The sequence below is a fragment of the Streptomyces acidiscabies genome (assembly GCF_020010905.1).
GTDB lineage: Bacteria > Actinomycetota > Actinomycetes > Streptomycetales > Streptomycetaceae > Streptomyces > Streptomyces acidiscabies.
Genome location: NZ_JAGJBY010000002.1, coordinates 2,626,300 through 2,649,775, shown reverse-complemented (window position 1 = coordinate 2,649,775; position 23,476 = coordinate 2,626,300). Strand labels below are relative to the sequence as shown.

General features: G+C 71.0%; 16 protein-coding genes. 3 read left to right on the top strand and 13 right to left on the bottom strand.

Annotated features, from left to right (window positions below; all coding sequences use genetic code 11):
- Positions 1–30: 30 nt before the first annotated feature.
- The gene (locus J8M50_RS38365) at positions 31–393 is read left to right on the top strand and encodes an ArsR/SmtB family transcription factor (RefSeq protein WP_010355071.1); all 363 of its coding nucleotides are present in this window, start codon (positions 31–33) and stop codon (positions 391–393) included.
- Between the two features lie 16 nt (positions 394–409).
- Here J8M50_RS38365 and lpdA read toward each other — a convergent pair whose 3' ends face one another.
- The 3 genes from lpdA to J8M50_RS38350 form a co-directional block, all read right to left on the bottom strand.
- Positions 410–1,813 carry a dihydrolipoyl dehydrogenase gene (lpdA, locus tag J8M50_RS38360; RefSeq protein WP_010355070.1) on the bottom strand — a complete coding sequence of 468 codons (1,404 nt, stop codon included), beginning with the start codon at positions 1,811–1,813 and terminating at the stop codon, positions 410–412.
- Between the two features lie 74 nt (positions 1,814–1,887).
- On the bottom strand, positions 1,888–5,799 hold the full coding sequence (locus J8M50_RS38355) for a glycoside hydrolase family 2 TIM barrel-domain containing protein (protein WP_010355069.1): 3,912 nt from the start codon (positions 5,797–5,799) through the stop codon (positions 1,888–1,890).
- Between the two features lie 253 nt (positions 5,800–6,052).
- Positions 6,053–7,357 carry an aminotransferase class I/II-fold pyridoxal phosphate-dependent enzyme gene (locus tag J8M50_RS38350; RefSeq protein ID WP_010355068.1) on the bottom strand — a complete coding sequence of 435 codons (1,305 nt, stop codon included), beginning with the start codon at positions 7,355–7,357 and terminating at the stop codon, positions 6,053–6,055.
- Positions 7,358–7,702: 345 nt separating this feature from the next.
- On the opposite strand from J8M50_RS38350, the gene J8M50_RS38345 reads away from it, so the two are divergent.
- A complete protein-coding gene (locus J8M50_RS38345) occupies positions 7,703–9,007 on the top strand; it encodes a glycosyltransferase family 2 protein (protein WP_158002805.1) in 1,305 nt (434 codons plus the stop codon).
- The gene (locus tag J8M50_RS38340; RefSeq protein ID WP_010355066.1) at positions 9,000–9,455 is read left to right on the top strand and encodes a hypothetical protein; all 456 of its coding nucleotides are present in this window, start codon (positions 9,000–9,002) and stop codon (positions 9,453–9,455) included. Before J8M50_RS38345 ends, J8M50_RS38340 begins: the two co-directional genes overlap by 8 nt.
- A gap of 1 nt (position 9,456) precedes the next feature.
- Here J8M50_RS38340 and J8M50_RS38335 read toward each other — a convergent pair whose 3' ends face one another.
- From J8M50_RS38335 to J8M50_RS38290, 10 genes are all read right to left on the bottom strand, one after another.
- A complete protein-coding gene (locus J8M50_RS38335) occupies positions 9,457–13,485 on the bottom strand; it encodes a bifunctional nitrate reductase/sulfite reductase flavoprotein subunit alpha (protein ID WP_233450261.1) in 4,029 nt (1,342 codons plus the stop codon).
- A 1,013-nt stretch (positions 13,486–14,498) separates the two neighbouring features.
- Positions 14,499–15,659, bottom strand: coding sequence for an FAD-dependent monooxygenase (locus tag J8M50_RS38330; protein WP_010355064.1), 1,161 nt, complete (start codon positions 15,657–15,659; stop codon positions 14,499–14,501).
- Complete coding sequence (locus tag J8M50_RS49855) at positions 15,656–16,264, bottom strand: hypothetical protein (RefSeq protein WP_010355063.1); 609 nt, start codon at positions 16,262–16,264, stop codon at positions 15,656–15,658. The genes J8M50_RS38330 and J8M50_RS49855 overlap by 4 nt, the downstream gene beginning before the upstream one ends.
- A gap of 136 nt (positions 16,265–16,400) precedes the next feature.
- Positions 16,401–16,913 carry an O-acetyl-ADP-ribose deacetylase gene (locus tag J8M50_RS38320; protein WP_010355062.1) on the bottom strand — a complete coding sequence of 171 codons (513 nt, stop codon included), beginning with the start codon at positions 16,911–16,913 and terminating at the stop codon, positions 16,401–16,403.
- 30 nt (positions 16,914–16,943) lie between these two features.
- Complete coding sequence (locus tag J8M50_RS38315) at positions 16,944–18,335, bottom strand: alkaline phosphatase family protein (RefSeq protein ID WP_010355061.1); 1,392 nt, start codon at positions 18,333–18,335, stop codon at positions 16,944–16,946.
- The gene (gene eboE / locus J8M50_RS38310; RefSeq protein ID WP_029184045.1) at positions 18,332–19,504 is read right to left on the bottom strand and encodes a metabolite traffic protein EboE; all 1,173 of its coding nucleotides are present in this window, start codon (positions 19,502–19,504) and stop codon (positions 18,332–18,334) included. Before eboE ends, J8M50_RS38315 begins: the two co-directional genes overlap by 4 nt.
- 6 nt (positions 19,505–19,510) lie before the next feature.
- A complete protein-coding gene (locus tag J8M50_RS38305) occupies positions 19,511–20,365 on the bottom strand; it encodes a TatD family hydrolase (protein WP_010355059.1) in 855 nt (284 codons plus the stop codon).
- A 2-nt stretch (positions 20,366–20,367) separates the two neighbouring features.
- Entirely contained in the window at positions 20,368–21,435 is a 1,068-nt protein-coding gene (locus tag J8M50_RS50285) for an EboA domain-containing protein (RefSeq protein WP_010355058.1), read from the bottom strand.
- A gap of 54 nt (positions 21,436–21,489) precedes the next feature.
- A complete protein-coding gene (locus J8M50_RS38295; RefSeq protein ID WP_010355057.1) occupies positions 21,490–22,323 on the bottom strand; it encodes a sugar phosphate isomerase/epimerase family protein in 834 nt (277 codons plus the stop codon).
- 31 nt (positions 22,324–22,354) lie between these two features.
- Positions 22,355–23,329: an SCO3242 family prenyltransferase gene (locus tag J8M50_RS38290; RefSeq protein ID WP_010355056.1), complete on the bottom strand. Its 975-nt coding sequence runs from the start codon at positions 23,327–23,329 to the stop codon at positions 22,355–22,357.
- Positions 23,330–23,476 lie beyond the last annotated feature (147 nt).

The window sequence follows — 23,476 nt, the reverse complement described above, 5'->3', positions numbered from 1 at the left end:
CGTTCATGTGTGGTAGGTAGAATGCCTCTCATGGGTCATGGAGTCGTCACCACCGAAACCGCAGAACGGGTGCGCCTCGACGCGGACAACGTCACGAAGGTGGCCACCACGCTCCAGGCCCTCTCCACCCCGTCCCGCCTGCTGATCCTGGCCCGGCTGCGCGAAGGCCCGCTGCCCGCCACGGAGTTGGCGGCGGAGGTCGGCATGGAGCAGTCGGCGTGCTCGCACCAGCTGCGGCTGCTGCGCAACCTCGGCCTGGTGGTCGGCGAGCGGCGCGGCCGGTCCGTGGTCTACGCCCTGCACGACCACCACGTCGCCGAACTGCTGGACCAGGCGGTGTACCACGTGGAGCACCTGCGGCTCGGGCTCAGCGACACCGCCGAGCCCGAGTAGCGCCTACTTCCGCACGTCACATGTTGATCATGTGCCCGGCGAGTCCGTGCACCGCTTCCTTCACCGCCTCGCCCAGCGTCGGGTGCGCGTGCACGTTGCGGGCGACCTCGTGGACGGTGAGGTCCCACTGCTGCGCCAGAGTCAGCTCCGGGAGCAGTTCGGTGACATCGGGTCCGATGAGGTGGCCGCCGAGCAGCTCGCCGTACTTGGCGTCGCTGATGAGCTTGACGAATCCGGTGGTGTCGCCGAGGCCGTGGGACTTGCCGTTGGCGGTGAAGGGGAACTTGGCGACCTTCACGTCGTAACCGTTTTCACGGGCTTGCTGCTCGGTGTAGCCGAAGCTCGCGATCTGGGGCTGGCAGTAGGTCGCGCGGGGGATCATCGCGTAGTCGAGCTCCATGGTCTCGGCGCCCGCGAGGGTCTCGGCGGCGATGACGCCCATGGCCTCGGCGGTGTGCGCGAGCATGAGCTTCGCGGTGACGTCGCCGATGGCGTAGATGTGCGGAACGGAGGTACGGCAGTGGCCGTCGATGTCGATCGCGCCGCGCTCGGTGAGCCGTACGCCGGTCGCCTCCAGGCCGTAGCCGGTGACGTTCGGGGCGAAGCCGATGGCCTGGAGAACCTTGTCGGCTTCCAGGACCTGCTGGGCGCCGTCCTTGCCGGTGACGGTGACGCGGACCTGCTCGCCGGACTCGTCGATGGACTCGACGCGGGTGGAGGTGAGCACGTCGATGCCCAACTTGCGGTACTGCTTGGCGAGTTCGGCGGAGACCTCGGCGTCCTCCAGCGGGGCGACGCGGTCGAGGAACTCGACGACGGTGACCTTCACGCCGTAGTTGTGCAGGACGTACGCGAACTCGATGCCGATGGCGCCGGCTCCCGCGATGACGATCGAGCGGGGAAGGTCGTCGGCGAGGATCTGCTCCTCGTAGGTGACGACGCGCTCGCTCTTCTTCGTACCCGGCAGCAGGCGGGGAGTGGCGCCGGTCGCGATGATGCAGTCGCTGAAACCGATTACTTTCGTTTCTCCGTCGCGGCCGGTGACCTGGAGGGTGTTCGCGTCGAGGAAGGTGCCCCGGCCGTCGAGCTCGGTGATCTTGTTCTTCTTCATCAGGTAGTGGACGCCCTTGACCCGGCCGTCGGCGACGCGGCGGCTGCGCGCGTACGCCTCGCCGTAGTCGAAGGTGACCTGGCCCTCGACCTTGATGCCGAAGGTCTTCGCCTCGCGGGTGAAGATGTGGGCGAGTTCGGCGTTGCGCAGCAGCGCCTTGGTGGGGATGCAGCCGACGTTGAGACAGACGCCGCCCCAGTACTTCTCTTCGACGACCGCGACGCTCTTGCCCAGCTGGGCGGCGCGGACGGCCGCGACGTACCCGCCGGGGCCCGCTCCGAGCACGACGACGTCGAATCGCTCGTCCATGACTTCCTCTTCCCTCAGGGTGCACGAAGGCCGCCGGAAACAGTTTCCGGCGGCCGTTTCCGTGAGGAATTCTCCTACTTCGCCGAGGTCGGACGCCGGGACGCGGCTGTCGCGTCGGTCACGTCCTTGATCGGCCGCAGCCGGTAGGTGTACGCGTAGTCGCGGCCGGCGAGGAGCTTGAACTCGTCGTGCGTGTGCGCGCCCCAGCTGTTGTCGCCGCCGATGCCCATCTGCCGGTGGTTGACGCGGAGCACCACCTCGGCGCGCGGGGTGAGCTGATAGTCGTGCCGCACTCCGGCCGACAGGTCCTCGGGCGTGTGGTGCGAGGCGTTGATCTCCAGCAGGGGTTCACCGGACACCAGCAGCCCGCGCCCGCGCCGGTCGGTGAGCGCCGCCCAGCGCACGTCGGTCTTGTTGCCGTTCTCCTGCGGCCGGATGTACGAGGTCCACTGCTCGGCGACGCTCCCGCTCCAACGCCCCACGTCCGTACCGTCGTTGCGGTCCCAGTGGTTCTCCTCGGGCCCGCGCCCGTACCAGTGCAGCTCGCTGAGCCGCGCGGGCAGGAACAGCAGGCTGCCCACCTCCGGGATGTACGGCAGGTTCGCCGCGCCCGGGTGCAGGGTGTGGTCGACCTTGATCTCGGCGTTGCCGAAGACGGTGTAAGCGGTTGTGTACGTCGACGGCGTGGTCGTCGGCAGGGTGCCGCTGACGTTGATCTCGACGGCCTTGTCGGCGAGCCGGCGCACGGTGACGCTCTTCACCTCGCGCCGGGCGCCGGCGTCGCGCCAGGTCTGGTTGCGGGTGTGCTGCCCGTTGCCCTTGTCGTTGTCGGTGGGCGCCCGCCAGAAGTTGGGGGTGCCGGCGGAGACGAGGAGGGGGCTGCCGTCGACGGTGTACGAGGTGATGAGGCCGCTCGCCTTGTCGACGACGACCGTGAAGTCCTCGCCGGTGACGGTGACCTTCGCGGCGTCCTCGGTGTGGGTGAGTGCCGCAACGGCCGTGAGCGGTACGGGAGTTACCGCCGGGCTGCCCGCGTCGAGCGGGAGCTGGACGCGGGCGACCTCGTGGCCGGACTTCGCCCAGGGAGTGGACTCCTTGAGGGTGAAGGCGAGTTGGAGGAAGTACTCGGCGCCGGGGGCCGGTTTCGCGGGGAGTTTCACCGGGACCGTGATGCTCTTGCTGGTCAGGGGCGCGACGTCGAGCTGGGCGCGGCCGAGCTTGCCCTTCTGCACGGTCTCGCCGTCCCGGACGAGGGTCCAACTCGCGTCGAACTCACGGAGGTTGGTGAAGAGGAACTCGTTGACAAGGGTGACCTCACCGGGTTTCGCCCCCGAGGTCGCCTGGATCTCCTGGTAGACGCGCTTGACCTCGGCGGCCTTGCCGGTGTGGCCCCGGTCGGCGGTGATGATGCCGTCCGCGACGAAGGCGCCGTCGTTGGGGAAGTCGCCCCAGTCGCCGCCGTACGCGAAGTACGTCTTCTCCTTCGGCTTCTTCCCGGTGTGGCCGACCGTGGCCGCGTCGAACCAGAAGCGGACGCCTTCGTCGCTCGACTGCCGTGTGGTGGAGGCGAGTTCGGTGGCGGTGAGGGCGCGGGCGTAGACGTGGGCGCGGCGGATGGTGCCGCTGAACTCGCGGGTGTGGTTGTCGGTGTCGTTGGCGAGGGCGAGCGGGGCGGTGTTGACGCTGGGGCGGCGGGTCGTCGTCCGGGTGGCGCGGGAGACGCCGTCGACGTAGAGGGTGACGGTGCCCGCGTCGGCGTCGAAGACTCCGGCGACGTGGTGTTCGCGGCCGGTCCAGTCGGCGGGCAGGGGCCAGCTCGCGCTGACCCACTGGCCGTCGCCGTAGATGAAGAACTCCACTGATCCATCGCTCTGTTTGAGCGCGTACTGGGTGTCGCCCTTGGCGAGGATCGGCTGGTGGTAGCCGGTGACGCGGGGGGTGATCCAGGCTTCGAGGGTGAGGGAGCCGGTGAGGTCGAGGCCGGGGTCGCGGGGGAAGACCGTGGCGCCGGAGATCCCCTTCTCGCGGTCGAACGTCCCGGCGGACGCCATGAGTTCGCCTCGCAGCTTCAACGGGCCGGTCTCCGTGAGGAGTTGGCGGACCGGGGTGCGCTCGGTGAGGGACTGGTCGACGAAGTCCCAGATCCAGCCGCCCTGGAGGACGTCGTGGCGGCGTACGAGGTCCCAGTACTTGGTGAAGTTCCCGGTGGAGTTGCCCATCGAGTGGGAGTACTCGATCATCACGTACGGCCGGGTGTCGGCGGTGTCCTTGGCGCGGGCCTCGACGCGCGCGGGCGAATCGTACATCTCGGAGCGGATGTCGCTGATGCCGGGGCGGTCGTCGCCCTCGTACTGGACGACGCGGGTCGTGTCGTAGGACTTGATCCAGTCGTGCATGTTCACGAACGTCCGCCCGCCGCCTGCCTCGTTGCCGAGGGACCAGATGACGACGGAGGCGTGGTTCTTGTCGCGGTGGACCATGTTCTGGGCGCGGGCGACGCAGGCGGCGGACCAGTCGGCGTGGTCGCCGGGGTACTGGTCGCGGATGCCGTGGGTCTCCAGGTTGGTCTCGTCGACGAGGTACAGGCCGTACTCGTCGGCGAGTTCGTACCACTGCGGGTTGTTCGGGTAGTGCGAGGTGCGGACGGAGTTGATGTTCATCCGCTTGATGATCTGCATGTCCTTGACCAGGTCCGCGCGGGTGAGCGCGGTGCCCCGCTCGGGGTGCATCTCGTGGCGGTTGGTGCCCCGGAAGGAGACCGGCTTGCCGTTGATGCGCATCAGCCCGTCCTTGAGGGCGAATTCGCGCAGGCCGACCCGGTGGGAAACGGTTTCTACCACTTTTCCGGCCGGGTTCCGGAGCTGGAGGACGGCCGTGTAGAGGTAGGGGTCCTCCGCCGACCACAGGCGCGGTTTGGGTACGGCTCGGGAGGCGGTCACGGTGACGTCCTCGCCGGTGGCCGTGACGTCGGCGCGCTGGCTGAGGGGGCGCGGCCAGACCGGGTGGCCCTGGGCGTCGTACAGCATCGTGTCGACGGTGTAGGTGCCCTTGGTGTCGTCGTAGGCGCGGACGCTCGCGGTGACGGCGAGGTCGGCTGTTGTGTAACCGGTTGCCAGCGGCGTGTCCAGCTTGAAGTCGCGCAGGTGCACCGACGGGGTGGAGTACAGGTAGACCGAGCGGAAGATGCCGCTCAGCCGGATCATGTCCTGGTCCTCCAGCCAGTCGCCGTCGGAGTAGCGGTAGACCTCCACGGCGATCTGGTTGCTGCCCGGTCTCAGGTGCGGGGTGATGTCGTACTCGGCGGGGGTGTACGAGTCCTCGCTGTAGCCGACGAGTTGGCCGTTGATCCACACGTAGTGCGCGGACTTGACGCCCTCGAAGTGCAGGAAGGTGCGCCGTCCCGACCAGTCGCGGGGGACGGTGAAGGTGCGGCGGTACTGGCCGACCGGGTTGTAGCGGGTCGGGGCGGCGGGCGGCTGGGCGTTCTCGCCGAGGCCGTTGGGGCCCCACCAGGGGTAGGTGATGTTGACGTAGATCGGGAAGTCGTAGCCGTGCCGCTGCCAGACCGAGGGGACCGGGATCGTGTCCCAGCCCCGGTCGTCGAGGTCGGTGCGGTGGAAGTCCTCGTCGCGGTCCTCGGGGCGGTCCGCGTAGGCGAACTTCCAGTTGCCGTCGAGGCTTTGGCGGTACGGGGAGCGGGTGCGGTCGGCTTTCAGCGCCGGGGCGAGGCCGTCGTACGGCATCAAGGTGGTGTGCGGGGGCTGGGTGCCGATGCGGAAGACGTCGAAACGGCCGTTCCACTCGGGTTGTGCAACCGCTTGCGCCCCGTTCTCACCGGCTTTCGCACCGACCGCCTGTGCGTTCGAGGAGGCGGAGAGCGCGAACGCTCCCAGGACGGCGGCGGAGCCCTCCAGGAGCCGGCGGCGACTGACGACCGGCCGCCGGGCGTCCGTCGGGAGCGGCGGTTGCGGGTGCGGGTGCGGCATGGCCGTGACCTTCCTCGGTTCTCCGTGCCCCGTCCCGGGCACGTCAGTTCCTGTCGGATGCTGTTGCCGAACCGAACAGCGGCACGTTTCACTGACGATCCGTCAACTCACCCCGTATCCGCGCGGATCGCCGCCCGGATGTGGGAGCACTGCTGGTGAAACGGTTACTCCTGAGCCAGCCACACCCTAGGTCCCACGTACAGGTGAAGCAATCACCCTGTAAGGCTTTGTGCAATTCTGATTGACCGGAACATCACTTTCGCAGCGTGTCCACGGTGGTTCGGGCCTCGCCTATGCACGTGTCGAGGATGCCGATCGCCTCGTCGACGTCCCGCTCCGTGTGCTCCGCCATCACCTGGAGCCGGAACCTCGCGGCGTCCGACGCCACGGCGGGCTGTTCCACGAGATGCGCGATCAGCCCCGCCCGCGCGATCAGCCCGGACGCGGTACGGCCGGTGGGGGTGTCGCCGATCAGGACGGGTACGACGGGACAGACCACGTCGCCCATCACCTCCAGCCCCTTCGCCGTCAACCCCTCCCGCAGACGTACGGAGTTGGCCCGTACCGCCGCCCTGCGCCGCGCGCCCTCCGGGGACGTCACGACGCTCAGCGCCGCGAGGGCCACCGCCGTCTGCACGGGGGTGATGGCGCTGGAGAAGGTCTGGGGGCCGCCGAACATGCGGACGTACTCGCGGGCCGAGGCGGACCTGGTCGCCAGGAAGCCGCCCGTCGTCGCGAACGTCTTGGAGAACGCGCCCACCACGAAGTCGACTTCGCCGAGGATGCCGTGAACCTCCGGCTGGCCGCCCCCTGTCGGTCCCATCGCGCCGAAGTCGTGGGCGACGTCCACGAGGAGTTGTGCGCCGAACTCGCGGCAGATGTCGAGGAGTTCCTTGAGGTCCGGGGTGTCCGAGTCCATCGAGAAGACTCCCTCGGTGACCACCAGGACCGCGTTCGCGGTGTCCGTGGCGCGGATCTTGCTCAGGTGGCGCCGGACCGCCGTGTTGTCGAGGTGCCGGAAGAACTCGACCGTCGCGCCGCTCGCCGCCGCGCCCTGCCTGAGGGAGTCGTGGGAGAGCTTGTCCAGGAGGATGTGGTCGTTCTTGTGCATCAGGGCCCGGATCGTGCCGAAGCCCGACGCCCAGCCGGTGGGGAAGAGCATGACGTGGTCCGTGCGGAGCGCTGCCGCGAGGCCGGACTCCAGTTCCTTGCTCAGCGGGTTGGCGCCGCCCAGCGCCGGTGAACCCGCCGTCAGGGGGCCGTAGTTGCGCAGTGCGCCGTGTGCGGCTTCCAGGATCTCCGGGTGGCCGGTCAGGGAAAGGTAGTCCTGGCCGCCGAAGTTGGGGCCGGTGGTCGTGATGCCGGTGTCCGAGACCGCCGTCGCGCGCGGGGTGAGTGCGGTGTCGTAGCGGCGGAAGTACGGCCACAGGTCGGCCTGTTCGCGTTCCCGCTGCCAGGTGAGGTAGGGGTCGTTGCGGGTGGTGAGGTCGGGGCCGGACGCGAGGCGGAAACGCATGATGTCCTTCGTGCGGGCGTCGTCCAGCGTGGGGATGGTCATGGTGGGGGCTTTCTCGAAGGGGCCCGGGTGGGGCCCTGCGAGAGTGACGCTACGTGCGGTAATGGGGGGGTTACGGGGGTCCTGACGGGTCCTTGATCTTGTGGAAGCGGTTTCTGTACGCGGGGGGTGTCGGGGGTTTGGGCAAAGGGGTGCCCGGAGGGGGTGGGGCGGTTCACAATGGGGCGACTTGGGGGGCTTATGGAGATGTCGGCCTGGTTGTATTTCTTGGTTGCGGTGCCTCTTGTGCTGGTGTTTGCGCCGCGTCCGAAGTGGGTGCGGGCGCGGGAGGTGTATGAGTTGCCGGAGGTGCGGGAGCCGGGGCCGCGAGTGCGGTACTCACTGCTGGTGCCCGCGTTCAACGAGCCGATCCTCGTCGCGATGTTCTCCACCTTCTCGGACTGGAGCCCACGGGACTTCGAGGTCCTGCTGCTCGTGCATCCGGACGACGACTCGATGCTCGTCCAGGCGCGGACCTTGGAGAGCATCGCCCCGCACTGTTTCCGGGTGATCCCGGTGAGTTCCTCACCGCCCAGACTGGCCGCCGACCTCAACGAGGGACTACCCCACTGCAAGGGAGAAGTCGTCGGGGTCCTGGAGGTCGACGATCCCCTGAGTCCTTTTCTGATCGACCGTGTCGACGGAGCCTTCCGCGCGTCCGGAGCGGATGTGGTCCGGCTCGCGGTGGACGTGCCTCCCGCCTTGGCGACCTGCGACATCGTCCACCGGGCCGACGGTCTGGTGCAGGTCCGGGGCAGGTCCCCCGTTCGGGTCACCGAGCACTTCTGGCGGGGTCACAGCGCCGCCTACTTCGTCCGCACCGACCTGCTGCGGCTGCTCGGCGGCTGGGACGACGACTGTGCCACCGAGGAACTGGAGCTGATGCTCCGGCTGTTCAGCTACGGGGCCACGGGTGCGGTGCTGTACGGGGAGGAGACTCGTCTCTCGATCGACACCAGCGGGACGGCCGCTGTGCAGGTGCGCTTCCTGTTCCGTCGGCGTGTCCGTCGGCACGTCGGGCTGTTGCAGATCTACCGGACCGGCGAGTGGCGTCGCGTCCCTGGTCGTCTCAACCGCTGGTCCGCCCGCCTGGCACTGATCCTCCCCCTGGTGCGGGATCTGGTCGGGTCCACGGCGGTGCTGCTGGCGGGACTGCTGAGCCCCACCACGGCCATGCCGCTCGCCGTCCAGCTCGCGTGGGCTTCCCTCCTCGTCGGCCTGCTCGTCACGCCGGACTTCGGCTCCGTGTTCTGGCTGCGCCGGCAGAACGAGCGGTACCGCTGGTGGAGAGTGGTGTGGCTCCCGTTCCTGCCCGTGAAGTCGGCCCTCGATCTCGCCACCCGGACCCCCGCCGCCCTCATCGCCCTCTCCCGCTACCTCCGTGGCGACACCCGCATCCTGAACGCCCACTTCGAGCGCAGCCGCCACGAACCACCACCACGCCACCACCCCCCGGAACCACCCTCCGCCCCGAGTGAAGTCCCCCCGGACCTCCTGGACTTGGCCTCCTCCCCCTACACCCCCGCCGCAGCCCAGACCCTCGCCACCGGCCTCGAAAACCTGTTCACCACTCTGGGACCCCCGCCCGAAGCCCAGCGCCTCGCCGGAACCGGCCCCGCCCCCAAGGGAGACGGAGGAGCCGGCGATGGCTGAGGAACTCGGGACGACCCAGCCCGCCCGGCAGCCGAGTGCGCTCGACATCGCCGCGCAGTGGGCCCAACTCCCCGCGGAACACCTGGCGGTGGCGCTCAGCGCGCTCGAACCTCAGCTCGCGCGGGAGCACGAGGCGCGGATGCAGGCCGAACGGACCAGGCAGTACGCCGAGTTGGAGCAACTCCGGTCACACGAGGCCGAGTTGAAGCGAGCCCATCGACGGCGGCTGATCGGGACGTACGCCGCCGTACTCGTGGCACTCGCCACCCTCGGCGCGTCCGTGTACTTCGGAACCCACCAACAGCCTTGGCTGGCCGTCACGTTCTTCGGTCCGACCCTGCTGTCCCTGGTCAAGATCCTCGCCCTGGGCAAGAGCGACGCGGACGACGTGAAACAAGCCGCAGCGGCAGCCAGAGCAGCGGCGAGCGCGCTACCGCCCCCGCCCTGACTCAGTACACGTCCCTCATGTACCGCTTCTCCGCCGCGAGTTGCTTCACGTACGTCGCGGATTCCGCGTCCGTCATGCCGCCGTGGAGCATCGCGATGTCGCGCAGCGCCCGGTCGACGTCCTTGGCCATGCGGGAGGCGTCGCCGCAGACGTAGAAGCGGGCGCCTTCGCGGAGCCAGGACCAGAGTTGGGAGCCGTGTTCGCGCATGCGGTCCTGGACGTAGACCTTGGCGCGCTGGTCGCGGGAGAAGGCGGTGTCGAGGCGGGTGAGGGTGCCGTCCGAGAGGAGGGTGGAGAGTTCGTCCTCGTAGTAGAAGTCGGTGGAGCGGCGCTGTTCGCCGAAGAAGAGCCAGTTGGGGGCGCGGTGGCCGCGTGCGCGGCGTTCGTGGAGGAAGCCGAGGAAGGGAGCCACGCCGGTGCCGGGGCCGATCATGATCGCGGGGACGCCGGACTCGGCGGGCGGCCGGAAGTGGGGGGAGCGCTGGACGTGGAGCGGGACCTCGGTGCCGGGTTCGGCGTCGGCGAGGAACGGGGAGCAGACGCCCTGCCGGGTCCGGCCCTCGCGGTTCTCGTAGCGGACGACGGAGACGGTGAGGGAGACGAGGTGAGGGTCGGTGAGGGGGCTGGACGATATGGAGTACAGGCGGGGGCGGAGCCGTCCCATGACGTCGGCCCACTCCTGCGCGTCCGCCTCGATCTCGAACTCGGCGGCCACGTCGACGGCTTGGCGCCCCCAGGACCACTTCGCAAGTTCGTCCTTGTTGTCGGGGCGCAGCAGCTTGCGCAACTCCCGTGGGTCGCGGGTGCGTTCGGCGGCGAAGCGGAGCAGGGAGGGGGTGACGCGGGTGATGTCGAGGTACCGGGACAGGGCCTCGTCGAACGGGACCTGGTCCCCCTCGACGCCGACCGGGGTGTCCGGGTCCGCGCCGATGACGGTCAGCCACTCCTTCACCAGGGCCGGGGAGTTGAGGGGCCGGACACCGAGTGCGTCGCCGGCCTCGTACACGAGCGGGACCTCGCTGTCGCGCGTGTCGAACGTGAAGCGGCGGACCTCCTTGCCCGAACCGGCCCCGCTCAGCAGGACGTTGCCGACGAGGCGGCCGGTCGCGGAGGCAGGACGGCTCGGGCGGGGACGGGCAACAGCCTTGGGCAGCTCGGGAGTTGCGGGTGCCCCGGTGAGCGCCCCCAGCACCTGGTCCAGCCACTCCGACGCCTGTGTCTCGTAGTCCGGCTCGCAGTCGATGCGCGGCGCGAGGCGTACGGCGCCCAACTCGTCCATACGGTCGTCGAGTCGGCGTCCGTGGCCGCAGAAGTCGTCGTACGACGAGTCGCCGAAGGCGAGGACCGCGTACCGGCGTCCCTCCAGCCGTCCGGCGTCGGGGGCGGTGAGGCCCGCCCAGAAGCCGGCGCCGTTGTCGGGGGCGTCGCCGTCGCCGAACGTGCTGGTGATCAGGAGGAGATCGGCGTCGGAGGGCAGCATCGCCGGGTCTGCCTGGTCCATCTCGACGAGGGAGGCGGCGTGTCCGCCCTGCGTGAGGCGGTCGGCGGTGGCGACGGCGAACTCCTCGGCGTTGCCGGTCTGCGAGGCCCACAGGATGACAACCTGCCGTACGGGTACGGGAGTCGGGGCCGACGTGCGTGAATACAGGCCCGCGAGCGTGCCGTTGACCCACAGGGCGTGGTCGGGGCTGAAGGGCGCGTCCGGCGGGAGGACCGGGACGCCGGGGCCGCCCGCCGGGATCGCGGCCAGGAAGCCGAGCAGGTACTGCCGTTCGCGCTCACTGAGGACGGGGGGCGGGGTGGGCTCCAGGCCGAAGAGGGAGGCGGAGAGGGCGGGCGGGGCGGTGGGCAAGGTGAGGACGGCGGACGGGGTGAGGGCGGGTGCCCCTGACGTCCCGCCCGACGCCGATGTCCCCTTCCCCGCTCCGACCGGCGTCCGCACGCTCACCGCCGTGGCCGTCTTCGTCAACGACACCGCGCACACCTTGAGTTCGGGCTGGAACGACAGCGGGTCCACGGCGTCGCTGCTGACCGCGTTGACGCTCAGGTACTCCCCGAAGAGGTCGTTCCAGTGGAACGGCGCGAAGCAACTCCCCTTCCGCACCCGGTCGGTGACGACGGCGGGGAGCACCGCACGCCCGCGCCGGGACGCGACCTCCACCGAGTCCCCCTCGGCCAGCCCGAGTTGCTCCGCGTCCTTGGGGTGGATCTCCACGAACGGCCCGGGGTTCAGCTTGTTGAGCTTCGCGACGCGCCCCGTCTTGGTGAGCGTGTGCCACTGGTGCTGCAAGCGCCCGGTGTTGAGGACGAACGGGTAGTCGTCGTCGGGCATCTCGGCGGGCGGCATGTGCGGGCGGGCGTGAAAGACCGCGCGCCCGGAGGGAGTTGCGAAGGACAGGGAGCCGTCGGGACGGACGTACCGGACCGGGTTGCGGTCGGGCCCGGCGGGGGCGGCCGGCCACTGGACCGGCGTCTCGCGCAGCCGCTCGTACGTCACTCCGCGCAGGTCGTAGCCGGTGGCCGGGTTGTACGCGCCCTTGATCTCCTCGAAGATCTCCTCCGCACTCGCGTAGGTGAACCCGTTCTCGTACCCCATCGCGCAGGCGATGTCCGCGATGAGCCGCCAGTCGGCGACGGCCTCGCCGGGCGCGTCCACGGCGGGGCGGGCCAGCGTGAGGGTGCGCTCGCTGTTGATGAGGACGCCCTCGGTCTCGGTCCACAGCGCGCCGGGCAGGATCACGTCGGCGTACGCGGCGGTCTCGGTCTCCGCGAACACGTCCTGGACGACGACGAGTTCGGCGGCCTCCAGGCCCTCGATGACGGTCCTGCGGTTGCCGACGGAGGCGACGGGGTTGGTGCAGATGATCCAGCACGCCTTGATCTCGCCGTCGGCCATCTTGCGGAACATCTCGACGGTGCCCTTGCCGACGCCGTCGGCGCGGATCGTGCCGGGTTCCAGGCCCCACAGGCGCTCGGTGAACTCCCGGTCGGCGTCGGCGAGTACGGACCGCTGGCCGGGCAACCCCGGTCCCATGTAGCCCATTTCGCGTCCGCCCATCGCGTTGGGCTGGCCGGTGAGGGAGAACGGGCCGCTGCCGGGGCGGCAGATGGCGCCGGTCGCGAGGTGCAGGTTGACGAGCGCGTTGGTGTTCCAGGTGCCGTGCGTGGACTGGTTGAGGCCCATCGTCCAGCAGCTCGTCCACTCCCCCGCCTCGCCGATCAGGCGGGCGGCCTCGCGGAGGTCTGCCTCGGGGATGCCGGTGATTTCAGCAACCGTTTGCGGCGGGTAGTCGGCGAGGAATTCCGGCATCGCCTCCCAGCCCTCGGTGTTGGCGGCGATGAAGTCGGGGTCTGTGTAACCGCCTTCTACCAGAAGGTGTAGCAGGCCGTTGAGGAGCGCGAGGTCCGTGCCCGGGGCGACCTGGAGGAACAGGTCGGCCTTCTCGGCGGTGGCCGTGCGGCGCGGGTCGACGACGATCAGTTTCGCGCCGGAGGACTTGATCCGGTCCAGCATCCGCAGGAACAGGATGGGGTGGCAGTCGGCCATGTTGGAGCCGATGACCAGGAAGACGTCCGCCCTGTCGAAGTCGTCGTACGAGCCGGGCGGGCCGTCGGCGCCGAGCGACAGCTTGTAGCCGGTGCCCGCGCTCGCCATGCACAGGCGGGAGTTCGACTCGATCTGGTTGGACCGCAGGTAGCCCTTGACCAGCTTGTTCGCGAGGTACTGGGCCTCCAGGCTCATCTGTCCGGAGACGTACAGGGCGATGGAGTCGGGGCCGTGCTCGTCGAGGATCGCCCGCAGGCGGCGCGCCGTTTCAGTAACCGCTTCCACAACAGGCGTGGGGCGCGGTTCCTCGCCCCGGTCCGAGCGGACGAGGGCGGTCGTGAGGCGGCCCGGCGCGGAGAGCATGTCGGCCGTCGTCGCACCCTTCGTACAGAGCCGGCCGTGGTTCGCGGGGTGCTCCTTGTCGCCGGTCGCCTTCAGGACCGTACGGCGTCCGTCGGGTCCCATCCCGATGTCGAGGACCATGCCGCAGCCGACACCGCAGTACGAGCAGACCGTGCGCACCTTCGTCGCGCTGTCGGTCCGCGGGTCCGGCACGGCTGCCACGGGCGCCCCCTTCTGTCTGACGATCGGCCTGGTGAGAGCCTCAGTGACGGTACGAAGTGCTGATTACGCCGGTGTCTCCCGCGCCGGTCACCGGGGGTTAACCCCGCCGCACAGGGGCGCCGGACGGAATGTGAGCGCGACACCGAAATCGAGTATCACCGCTTTCCGCTGGCCGCCCGGGAGTGCCCGGGGCGCCCCGGAGCCCCCCGCCCCGACGGCCGTAAGCCCAGACCCCCGCCCGAAAACACCCATCACCGCAGCGGCAGACGGCTCCTGCGGCGGCACGGGGCCGGGTGCGGGGGCTTGGGACGACCACCACAAAGGGCGCGAATGTGACTCCGAACACAGTGCGGGAGTCCGTCAGGTACGGCGGAGGGGTGGCGCGGGTGTGGTGGGGCGGGAGGGGAGGCGGGGGCGGTGTGGAGGCGGCGGCTCCGGCTCTGCGGCAGGTGCGCCGAAGCAGGTGCGGGTACGCCAGAGCCGTGCCGGCGAGTGTGCCGAGGCCGGAGCGAGTATGCCGGCTCAGGGCAGGTCCGTCGGCACCGGGGCGGGGGCGCCGCTGCCTGGGCAGATGCACCGAGATGGGTACCCCGATGCCAGGGCGGGCACGTCGCCGACCACCCCGCCGCCTGGGCAGGTACGCCGAGGCGGGCAGTGTCGGCGCAGTCGGCGGGCCAGGGCTCGCGCCAGGCGAGAGGGGCCGCCGAGACGCTGCCGGGGCAGGTACGCCGAGGCAGGCACCTCGCCACCTCGCCACCTCACCACCTCACCACCTCACCACCTCACCACCCGCACGGAACCACCCGCCCGCCTCCGACCACCCCGTCACCCCGTCACCCCGTCACCCCGTCACCCCGTCACCCCGTCACCCCGTCACCCGCACCGAACCACCCCCGACCAGTCCCCCCACCGCCCCCTCCCCCAACAACCGCTCACCGCTCCGAAACACTCGCCGCCCCCGCATAATCCCGGCCGAACGCCGTCGCATACGGCCCCGGCCTGGTCAGCGCGCGGATGCGTTCGCGGCGCAGTTCCAGTGCGAACCGGCGGTCGGACGGGGAACCCGTCGGGAGGTGCAGCAGGTCGAGGAGGCGGTCGGAGAAGTCCTGGGCCCACCAGGCCGCGGCCAGCCGGCGGGCCTCGTAGCCGGCGAGGGCGGTGTCGTCGCCGTGGTGGATACGGCGGATCAGCCCGTCCGCGAGGTCGGCCGCGTCGGCGACCGCGAGGTTGAGGCCCTTGGCGCCGGACGGCGTCAGGAGGTGCGCGGCGTCCCCCGCGAGGAGGACGGGGCCCGAGCGCAGCCGGCGCCGGACCCGGCCGCGCATCCGGAGCATGCCGGTCTCGCGCAGCCGTACGGGGGCGGAGTCCCCGGGGCCGGGGGCGAGCCGGAGCGCGAGCTGTTCCCGTACGCGGCCCTCGGGCCAGTCGGCAGGGTCGTCGTCGGCGGGGACCTGGAGATAGAGCCGGGCGACGTTCCCGGCGCGCGGCATCCTCCCCGCGAACCCGGCCTCGTGGACGGCGTAGAGCACGCCCTCGACGGGGTGGGTCATGTCGGCGAGGACGGTGAGCCAGTCGTAGGGGTAACGCCGTTGCAGGGCAAAGGAGTCGGGCAGACTCCCGGCGACGACGCCGTGCACGCCGTCGCAGCCGATCACGAACTCGGCGCGCACGGTGCCTCGTTCGAGCCGCAGCGCCGTACCGTCCAACTCCCGTACGGGCGCGTCGAAATGGACCGGACAGCCCATCCCCTCCAGCGTCGCGACGAGGTCGCGGACCAGCAACTGCTGGGGATACACCCAGTGTTGATACCCCCCGGACAGCTCCCCGTAGTCGACGCGGGTCCGTTCACCGAGGCACAGGAAGTCGCACCACCCGTGCCGCTCCCCCTCCTTGAGCAGCCGGTCGGCGAGACCGTGCGCAGCGAGGAGGTCGACGACCCGATGCTCCAACATCCCCGCCCGGGCCCGCTGTTCGACGTGCCGTCGGCTCCCGCGCTCCCACACCTCGACGTCGATCCCGGCCCGGTGCAGCAGCGCGGCGAGCACCAGCCCGGCGGGCCCCGCACCGACGACCGCGACGCGGCCCGCGCTCACCGCAGGCCCGCCGGGACGACCGCCGGATTGAACAGCTCGGAGATCACGGCGAACGGCAGGTCCCCGTGCCACAGGAGGTACGCCTTGTACGCGGCCGGCTCCCCGCACGGCCCCCAGGACCGCAGCCCCGCATCCAGCAGAGAACGCCGATAACCGGTTCCCGCCGCTTGCAGCATGGGCCCGAGCGGCGCCGAGGTGTCGGCGAGGCAGCGTTCGGCGGACGGGCACAGCTCGGGCCGGGCCACCACCACGTTCCGCGAGAGATCGCTCCCGTCGGCCCCGCCGAGCACGGAGTGCCGTACGACCCTCTCGCCACCCCCGGCCCCGAGCAACTCCCCGGCGCCCCAGGGGGTTTCGGTGGCCGGAACCCGGCACTGCGTAGCCCGCAGCACCCCCACCTCGCCCCCCGTCCAGGCCCGCAGCAGGGTCGTGGTGAGGCCATCGGCGCTCAGCAGCAGACGGGTGGCCGGGTGGACGAAGCGACCGATGCGGACGGCGATGTCCTCGGCGGTCCTGGCGGTGAAGGCGACCCCGGCGATGCGGGCACCCGACTCTCCCGCCCGTTCCTCGACGCCCAACTCCTCGGTCCAGATGGGTGATTGCACCGGCACTCTCCGTCGGACGATCTTGAGCAAGAACGCGCCGAAGCTAGCAGTAGAACGTTTCTGCGCAATCCAGAAGAAACGATTCGGCGGCACAAGTCACCCGACAGGATGAACCGGGGCGGTCCGGATACGACGATCAGATCGCCGCGTACGCCGTGAACTCGTCGTACGCGTCCTCGTCGAACAGCACGAACCGCACCTCCTCGACCTGTGTGGGGGTCTCCCGCACGGTCCGCACCGCGATGCGGGCGGCGTCGTCCATCGGCCAGCCGTAGATCCCGGCGGAGATCGCGGGGAACGCGACGGTGCGGGCACCGAGTTGGTCGGCGACACCGAGGGATTCGCGGTAGCAGGAGGTGAGGAGGGCGGAGCGGTCCTCGATGGCGCTGTGGACCGGGCCGACGGTGTGGATGACCCAACGGGCGTTCAGATTCCCGGCAGTTGTGGCGACAGCTTGGCCTGTCGCGAGGCCCTTGCCGTAGTGCGATGCGCGGAGTTTCCGGCAGGCCTCAAGAATCTCCGGGCCGCCCCGGCGGTGGATGGCGCCGTCGACGCCACCGCCGCCGAGCAGCGAGGAGTTCGCCGCATTGACGATGGCGTCGACGGACTGGTCGGTGATGTCGCCCTGGACGAAGGTGAGCGTGGTCATGGGGGCGTTTCTACCAACTCGGCGCCGTTCTCACCCGTCTTTACGCGCCCCGCTCTTTCCCGACAGGGCGAGCAGCAGGTCCTTGATCTCGGTCGCCGCGTACGCCTCGCGCGTCAACTCCGGTTCGGAGCACAGGAGTACGGGGCCGTGGTCGGGGTTGTCGGTGAGGCGGCCGTGGCTGCCCCGGACGCCGGAGGGGTCGAGGGGGACCGTACGGATGCGGTAGCGGAAGCCGAGTTTCTTGCGGATCACCGAGCCGATGACCCGCGCCTTGAGGGCTGGGACCGTCTCGTCGTACAGCAACTCGGCGGGGTCGTAACCGGGTTTGCGGTGGATCTCGACCTGGCGGGCGAAGTCGGGGGCCCGGTCGTCGTCGAGCCAGTAGTAGTACGTGAACCAGGCGTCGGGCTCGGCGACGGCGACGAGTTCGCCGGAGCGCTCGTGGTCGAGGCCGTGCTCCTTCTTGCCTGCCGCGTCCAACACCTCGTCCACGCCGTCGAGTTCGGCGAGGATCGCGGCGACGCGGTCAGTGTCGGCGGGGTCGCGGACGTAGACGTGGGCGAGCTGGTGGTCGGAGACGGCGAAGGCGCGGGAGGTCCAGGGGTCGAGGTACTCCATGCCGTCCTGGGTGTGGACGTCGAGGAGTCCGGCGGCGCGCAGGGCGCGGTTGACGTCGACGGGGCGGGAGGCGGGGGCGATGCCGTACTCGCTGAGGGCGACGACCGTCGCGCCCTCCTTCTCGAAGTGGGCGATCAACGGGCCCAGCGCGGCGTCGAGTCGGCGGGCGGCGGCGGCCGTCTGGGGGGAGTTCGGGCCGGTGCGCTGGGGTTCGTAGTCGAGGTGGGGGACGTAGACGAGGGTGAGGTCGGGCTGTTTGTCGTCGAAGATCTGCCGGGCGGCGGCCAGGATCCACTGGGTGGAGGGCAGGCCCGCGTTGGGGCCCCAGTAGGTGAACAGGGGGAAGGGGCCCAGGCGTTCGGTGAGTTCGTCGTGGAGCTCGGGCGGCCGGGTGTAGAAGTCGGGTTCCTTGCGGCCGTCGGAGTAGTAGATCGGACGCGGGGTGACCGTCCAGTCGACGTCCGCGCCCATCGCGTACCACCAGCAGACGTTGGCGACCGTGTAGTCCGGGTTCTCCCTGCGGGCCGCCTCCCAGATCTTCTCGCCGGCGACGAGGGCGTTGTGCTGGCGCCACAGCAGGACGTCGCCGACGTCCCGGAAGTACCAGCCGTTCGCCACCGCCCCGTGCACGGAGGGGAGTTCGCCCGTCAGGAACGTCGACTGGACCGTGCAGGTGACGGCGGGCAGCACGGTGTCGAGGCGGGCCCGGGAGCCGCGCTCGCCGAGGGCGGCGACCGAGGGCATGTGGCGCAGCAGGTTGGGGGTGAGGCCGACGATGTCGAGGACGACGAGGCGCTTCTTCATGGGCGCTCCTGCGGGTGGTCGGGGTCCTTGAGGCCGAGGCCGGTCAACTGCTCGTGGGCCCAGGCGAGTTCGGCGGCGATCCCGCCGGGGAGGTCGGTGGGCGGGGTGGGCAGGACGGACCAGGTGTACGTCTCGACCTCGACGTGGTCGCACAGCGCGGCCGGTCCCGCGAACAACTCGGCGAACACGGCGGCCAGTTGACCGGACGTGGTGCGCAACGGCGGCTCGGGGTCGGCGTGCAGGGGTGCGTGGAAGTGCACGCGCCAGGCGCCGGTGTCCGTCGGGAGGGCGCCGTCGAGGGCCTCGGGCAGGTCGTCGGTGGCGAGGACCTCGCCCGCGCGGACGGTACGGGTCTGGTGCAGGAACCGGGGTTCCGCGAGCCGGTGCAGGGCGGCGTGGGCCGCCGGGTCGGCGGGGTCGGCGGCCTCGATCGCGCTGGACGCCTGGAGTTTGACGACCGGCAGTCCGGCGGCGGCGAGGCGGGCGACGGCCTCGGCGGGGTTCTCGAACTGCACGGCGAGGTGGCAGGCGTCCAGGCAGATCCCGAGGCGCTCGGAGTCGAGTCCGCCGAGGCGTTCGGCGGCCTGCGCGGTCGTCTCGACGACACAGCCCGGCTCGGGTTCGAAGCCGACGCGGATCGCGCGACCCGTGTCCGCCTCGATGCCGGCGAGCCCCTCGGCCAGCCGGTCGAGGGCGCGGCGGGCGGTGTCGGCGCGGTCGGCGGGCCAGGGTTCGCGCCAGGCGAGAGGGACCGTCGAGACGCTGCCCCGCCTCGCGTCGTCCGGCAGCAGGGCCGCCAACACCCGTGCGCAGTCCAGGGTGTGGGTGAGGCGCGCCTCGTCGGCCCAGTCGGGGAGGTAGACGTCCTTCTTGACGACCTCGTTGTGGAAACCGGCGTAGGGGAAGGCGTTGAGGGTGACCGTCTCCAGCCCCCTGTCGGCGAGTTCGTTCTTCAACCGCTTCAACTGGCCTTCGTCACCGGTGAGTTCGGCGACCACGTCCCGCGCCAGCCACAGGCCGATGCCGAGGCGGTCCACGCCCAGGCGTTCGCGCACCGGTTCGGCGTACGTGGCGAGCTGGGCGACCACGCCGTCCAGGTCCTCCGCCTGGTGGACGTTGCTGCAATAGCCCACATGGACTGTCGTACCGTCAGCATGCTGGAGGCGCACGGGAGTTCACTCACCCCCGCGTTTGATGGAGTTGCCCTCGAACAGGGTCGTGTCGTCCGGCTTCACCTCGTCGAGTTCCAGCCGACCGCTCTGGCCGTAGAAGGCGACGGGGTTGCGCCACATCACCTTGTCCACGGTGTCGTCGTCGAACCCGGCGGCCAGCATCGCGTCGGCGGTCTTGCGGGTCTTCAGCGGGTCCGAACTGCCCCAGTCCGCCGCCGAGTTGACGAGGACGTGGTCGTTGCCGTGGCCCTTGAGGATCTCGACCATGCGGCCCTCGCTCATCTTCGTCTTCGGGTAGATCGAGAAGCCGGCCCAGCAGCCGCTCTCCAGGACCATGCCGACGGTGAGCTCGTTCAGGTGGTCCAGGACGACGAGTCCGGGGTCGATGCCGGACTCCTTGACCACGTCGAGCGTACGGCGGGTGCCGGCCGCCTTGTCCCGGTGCGGGGTGTGCACGAGCGCCGGGAGGCCGTGGTCCAGGGCGAGTTGGAGCTGGCGGGCGAGCACCTCGTCCTCCTGCGGGGTCATCGAGTCGTAGCCGATCTCGCCGACCGCGACGACCCTGTCCTTCGCGAGGTAGCGGTCGAGTTCGTCCAGCACCGGGAGGCAGCGCGGGTCGTTGGCCTCCTTCGGGTTCAGGGCGATCGTGCAGAAGTGCTGGATGCCGAACTGGGCGGCGCGGTACGGCTCCCAGCCGAGGAGGGCGTCGAAGTAGTCGTAGAAGCTCTGCGGGGAGGTGCGGGGCTGGCCCAGCCAGAACGCGGGCTCCACGAGGGCGCGGACACCGGCGGCGTACATGGCCTCGTAGTCGTCCGTCGTGCGGGAGGTCATGTGGATGTGCGGGTCGAAGATACGCATGGTCAGGGCCTCCTGGACGGGGTGCCGGTGGCGGCCGGACCGGGGGGTGGGGTGGGAGTTCCGGTGACACGTGTTGCAGCAACCGTTTCCACAACCGGCGCCGCGTCCCCGTCCGTCTCCGCCAGTGCGGCCAGCGCGCGGGCCGCCGCCTCCGGGCGGGTCTCGGCGAGGTCGCGGGCGCGGGCCGCGAGGGACTTCGCCAGGGCCGTGTGCGCGCGGACCAGCGGCCAGACGTCGGCCGGGACAGTGCGGCCCGCCGCGATGCGCTCGTGCGCGAAGTCGGCGAGCATGCGGGCGAGTTCGCGGTCCGCGCGGGCGTCCAGGCCGTACAGGCGGTCGAGCGGTATGTCGTAGAAGACGCACTTCAGCACGGCCTGCCGGTACTCCGCGTCCGGCAGCCGCGCCGCCGCGTACGCCCCGAGCGCCGCCTCGATCACGCTGTTGTCGTTGCCCCGGAGGGCCTCGCGGACGAGGGAGAGCGCGAGTTCGCCGAGCCGGTCGTCGGGGGCGGCGGCGAGGAGTTCGACGGGGTGGGGGCGCCGGGTGGGGGCGGGGGCTCCTGGACCGTCGGGCGGGGCCGGGTCGCCCGAATCGGCGGTGCCGTGGGGTGAGTTGACGCCGTCGGAGATGCCGGGGCCGGGGGGCGCGGCGGCACTGTCGGGGCCGTCGGTGTTCCCGGCCGGCGCCTCGCCCGCGTCCTCCCGCCCCTCACCCCCCTCCGCGTTGACCTCCTCCAGCAGCGGCAACGCCCTGAGTACGGCGCGCTGTTCGGCCGGGTCGCCGTGGCGGTAGAGGTCGGCGACCGCGTCCGCGAGGGCCTCGCCGCGCAGGGGCAGGGCCGTGAGGAGGGCCGCTCGGACCGCGTCGTCGGTGTGCCAGTGGTCGGTGAGCCGGGCCTGGCCGCACTGGCGGCGGGCGGCCGGGAAGAGGGCGCGGATCGCGGCGGGGTCGGCGCTGACGCGGGCGGTCGCGGTGTCCAGCCAGGTCCGCGCCCGGTCGGGGAGCGGTGCACCGGCGAGGGCGGGCCGGGGGTCCGGCGGCGCCTGCGGGGTGGGGTGGGCGGTAGCCATGCCTGCGGAGTCTCCTGGTGGGGTGGCGGAGAGCGGGGAAACAGGGGTGAGCGGTTACTGTGCCGCGCGCAGGAACTCCAGCGAGCGGCGGGCGAGTTCGGGGGCGTCGAGCGCGCCGCCCTGGATCTCGACGGACACGAGACCGGCGTGCCCGAGGTCGCGCAGCGCGCCCAGCACGGGCGGGAAGTCGATCTCGCCGGTGCCGAGTTCGAGGTGCTGGTGGACGCCGCGCCGCATGTCCTCGATCTGTACGTTCAGCAGCCGGGGAGCTGCCAGCCGTACACAGTCCAGCAGGGGAGTCTCCTCGACGCAGTGCGCGTGTCCGATGTCGAGCGTGATGCCGAACAGGTCGTGTCCGCCGGTGAGTTCGGCGACGCGCAGACAGCGTTCGACGGTGTCGACGAACATGTACGGCTCGGGTTCGAAGGCGAGCGAGACGCCGTAGAACTCGGCGGTCTCCAGCACCCGTCCGACCCCGTCGGCGAGCCGCTTGAAGGCGTCGGCCTCGGGGATGCCGTCCGGGGCGGGGCCGCTGCACAAGTGGACGGTGGGCGAGCCGAGTTCGTCCGCGATCCGCACGGCCCGGCGCAGCACCTCGATGCGCTGGTCGACGCCGTCGCCCATGAGTGTGGGCTGGTGTTTGCCGTAGGGGTCGAGGAGGTAGGGCGCGCCCGTCTCGACGGTCACGCTCAGCCCGTACCGGTCCAGTTTCCGTCGTACGTCGGCGACTTGGCGGGGCAGGTCGTCGGCGTACGGGTCGAGGTGGACGTGGTCGAGGGTGAGTGCCACGCCGTCGTAGCCGAGGTCGGCGAGGACGCCGAGGACATGGTCGAGCCGGTGGTGGGTGAATCCGTTGGTTCCGTAGCCGAATCTGAGGGGGGAGGCCATGCCTGGTTCCTCACACGGGAGTTGACGAGAGTTACGTGGGGGAGACGCGTCGGGCCAGTCGGCGGGCCAAGGGGTGTGCGGCGCCGAGCAGCGCCGCCGCGACCGGGGCACCGGCGCGCGCGGTGAGCGCGGCCTGCAACGGCACGAGCGCGGTGATCCCGGCCCCGACCGCACCCCGTACGTTCTCCCCGGAGGGCGCCCGGACGGCCTTGATCTGCGCGAGCCCGTAGGAGCCGAGGTAGGAGAGCGCGGCGGCACCGGCGATGAGGGCGGTGGCGGCGGTACGGGGGTCCTGGGGGCGTCTGCCGAGGAGCGCACCGGCGCGGGCGGTGACGCGGGCGGCGGCTGCGGTACCGGAAGCCAGGGCGCTCGCCCCGCCCACGCTCACCGGACCGTCCGCCTTGGCGAACCCGCCCAGCCCCCGCGCCACCGGCCCCGCCGCCGTCGCCACCGCCGCTGCCGTGGACGCCGCGAACGTCCGGGCCGGTACGCCCGCCGGGGCGCCCGCGATCTCGTGGCGGCTCAGCGCGGTGAGTGTGTACGTGTGGGCGGCGATGAGGGCGGCGGGGAGCGTGCCCCGGCGCAGGGCTGTCGCGCCGGTACCGGGCGGGGCGACCGCGAGGGCGCCGGTGAGGACGTCGGCGGCGCGGGCGCCGGCCATCACGGCGGGGCCCGCCGGGGTGGACTTGAGGCCCAGGTCGTAGGACCAGACCAGGGCGGTCAGGGGGAGCGCGCCCAGGAGGCCCCGGCGGCCTCCGGTCGCCGCGGCGAGGCCGAGGCTCGCGGCGGTCAGGCCGGTCGCGACGGCGAGGGCCGTGCGACGGGGCACGCGCCCCGAGGGGACGGGCCGGTCGGGGCGCTCGACGGCGTCGACCGCGGCGTCCGCGTAGTCGTTGAGAGCCATGCCCGCCCAGTACATGCAGACGGAGGAGGCGGTGGCACCCAAGACGCGCGGGTGCCAGGGGGTACGGGCCGCCGCGGCTCCGGCGAGTACATCGCCCGGCACGCTCAGAGCGGCGGGCGCCCTGACGAGCCGTATGTAGTCGGAAGTGTGTTGACTAGAGGGGAGTTTGGAGCGGAATGCCACTTTCCGATCACCCATGCACGCACCTTACTCACACTAGTTTCACTTTCAAAAGCATTCGGGTGCGCA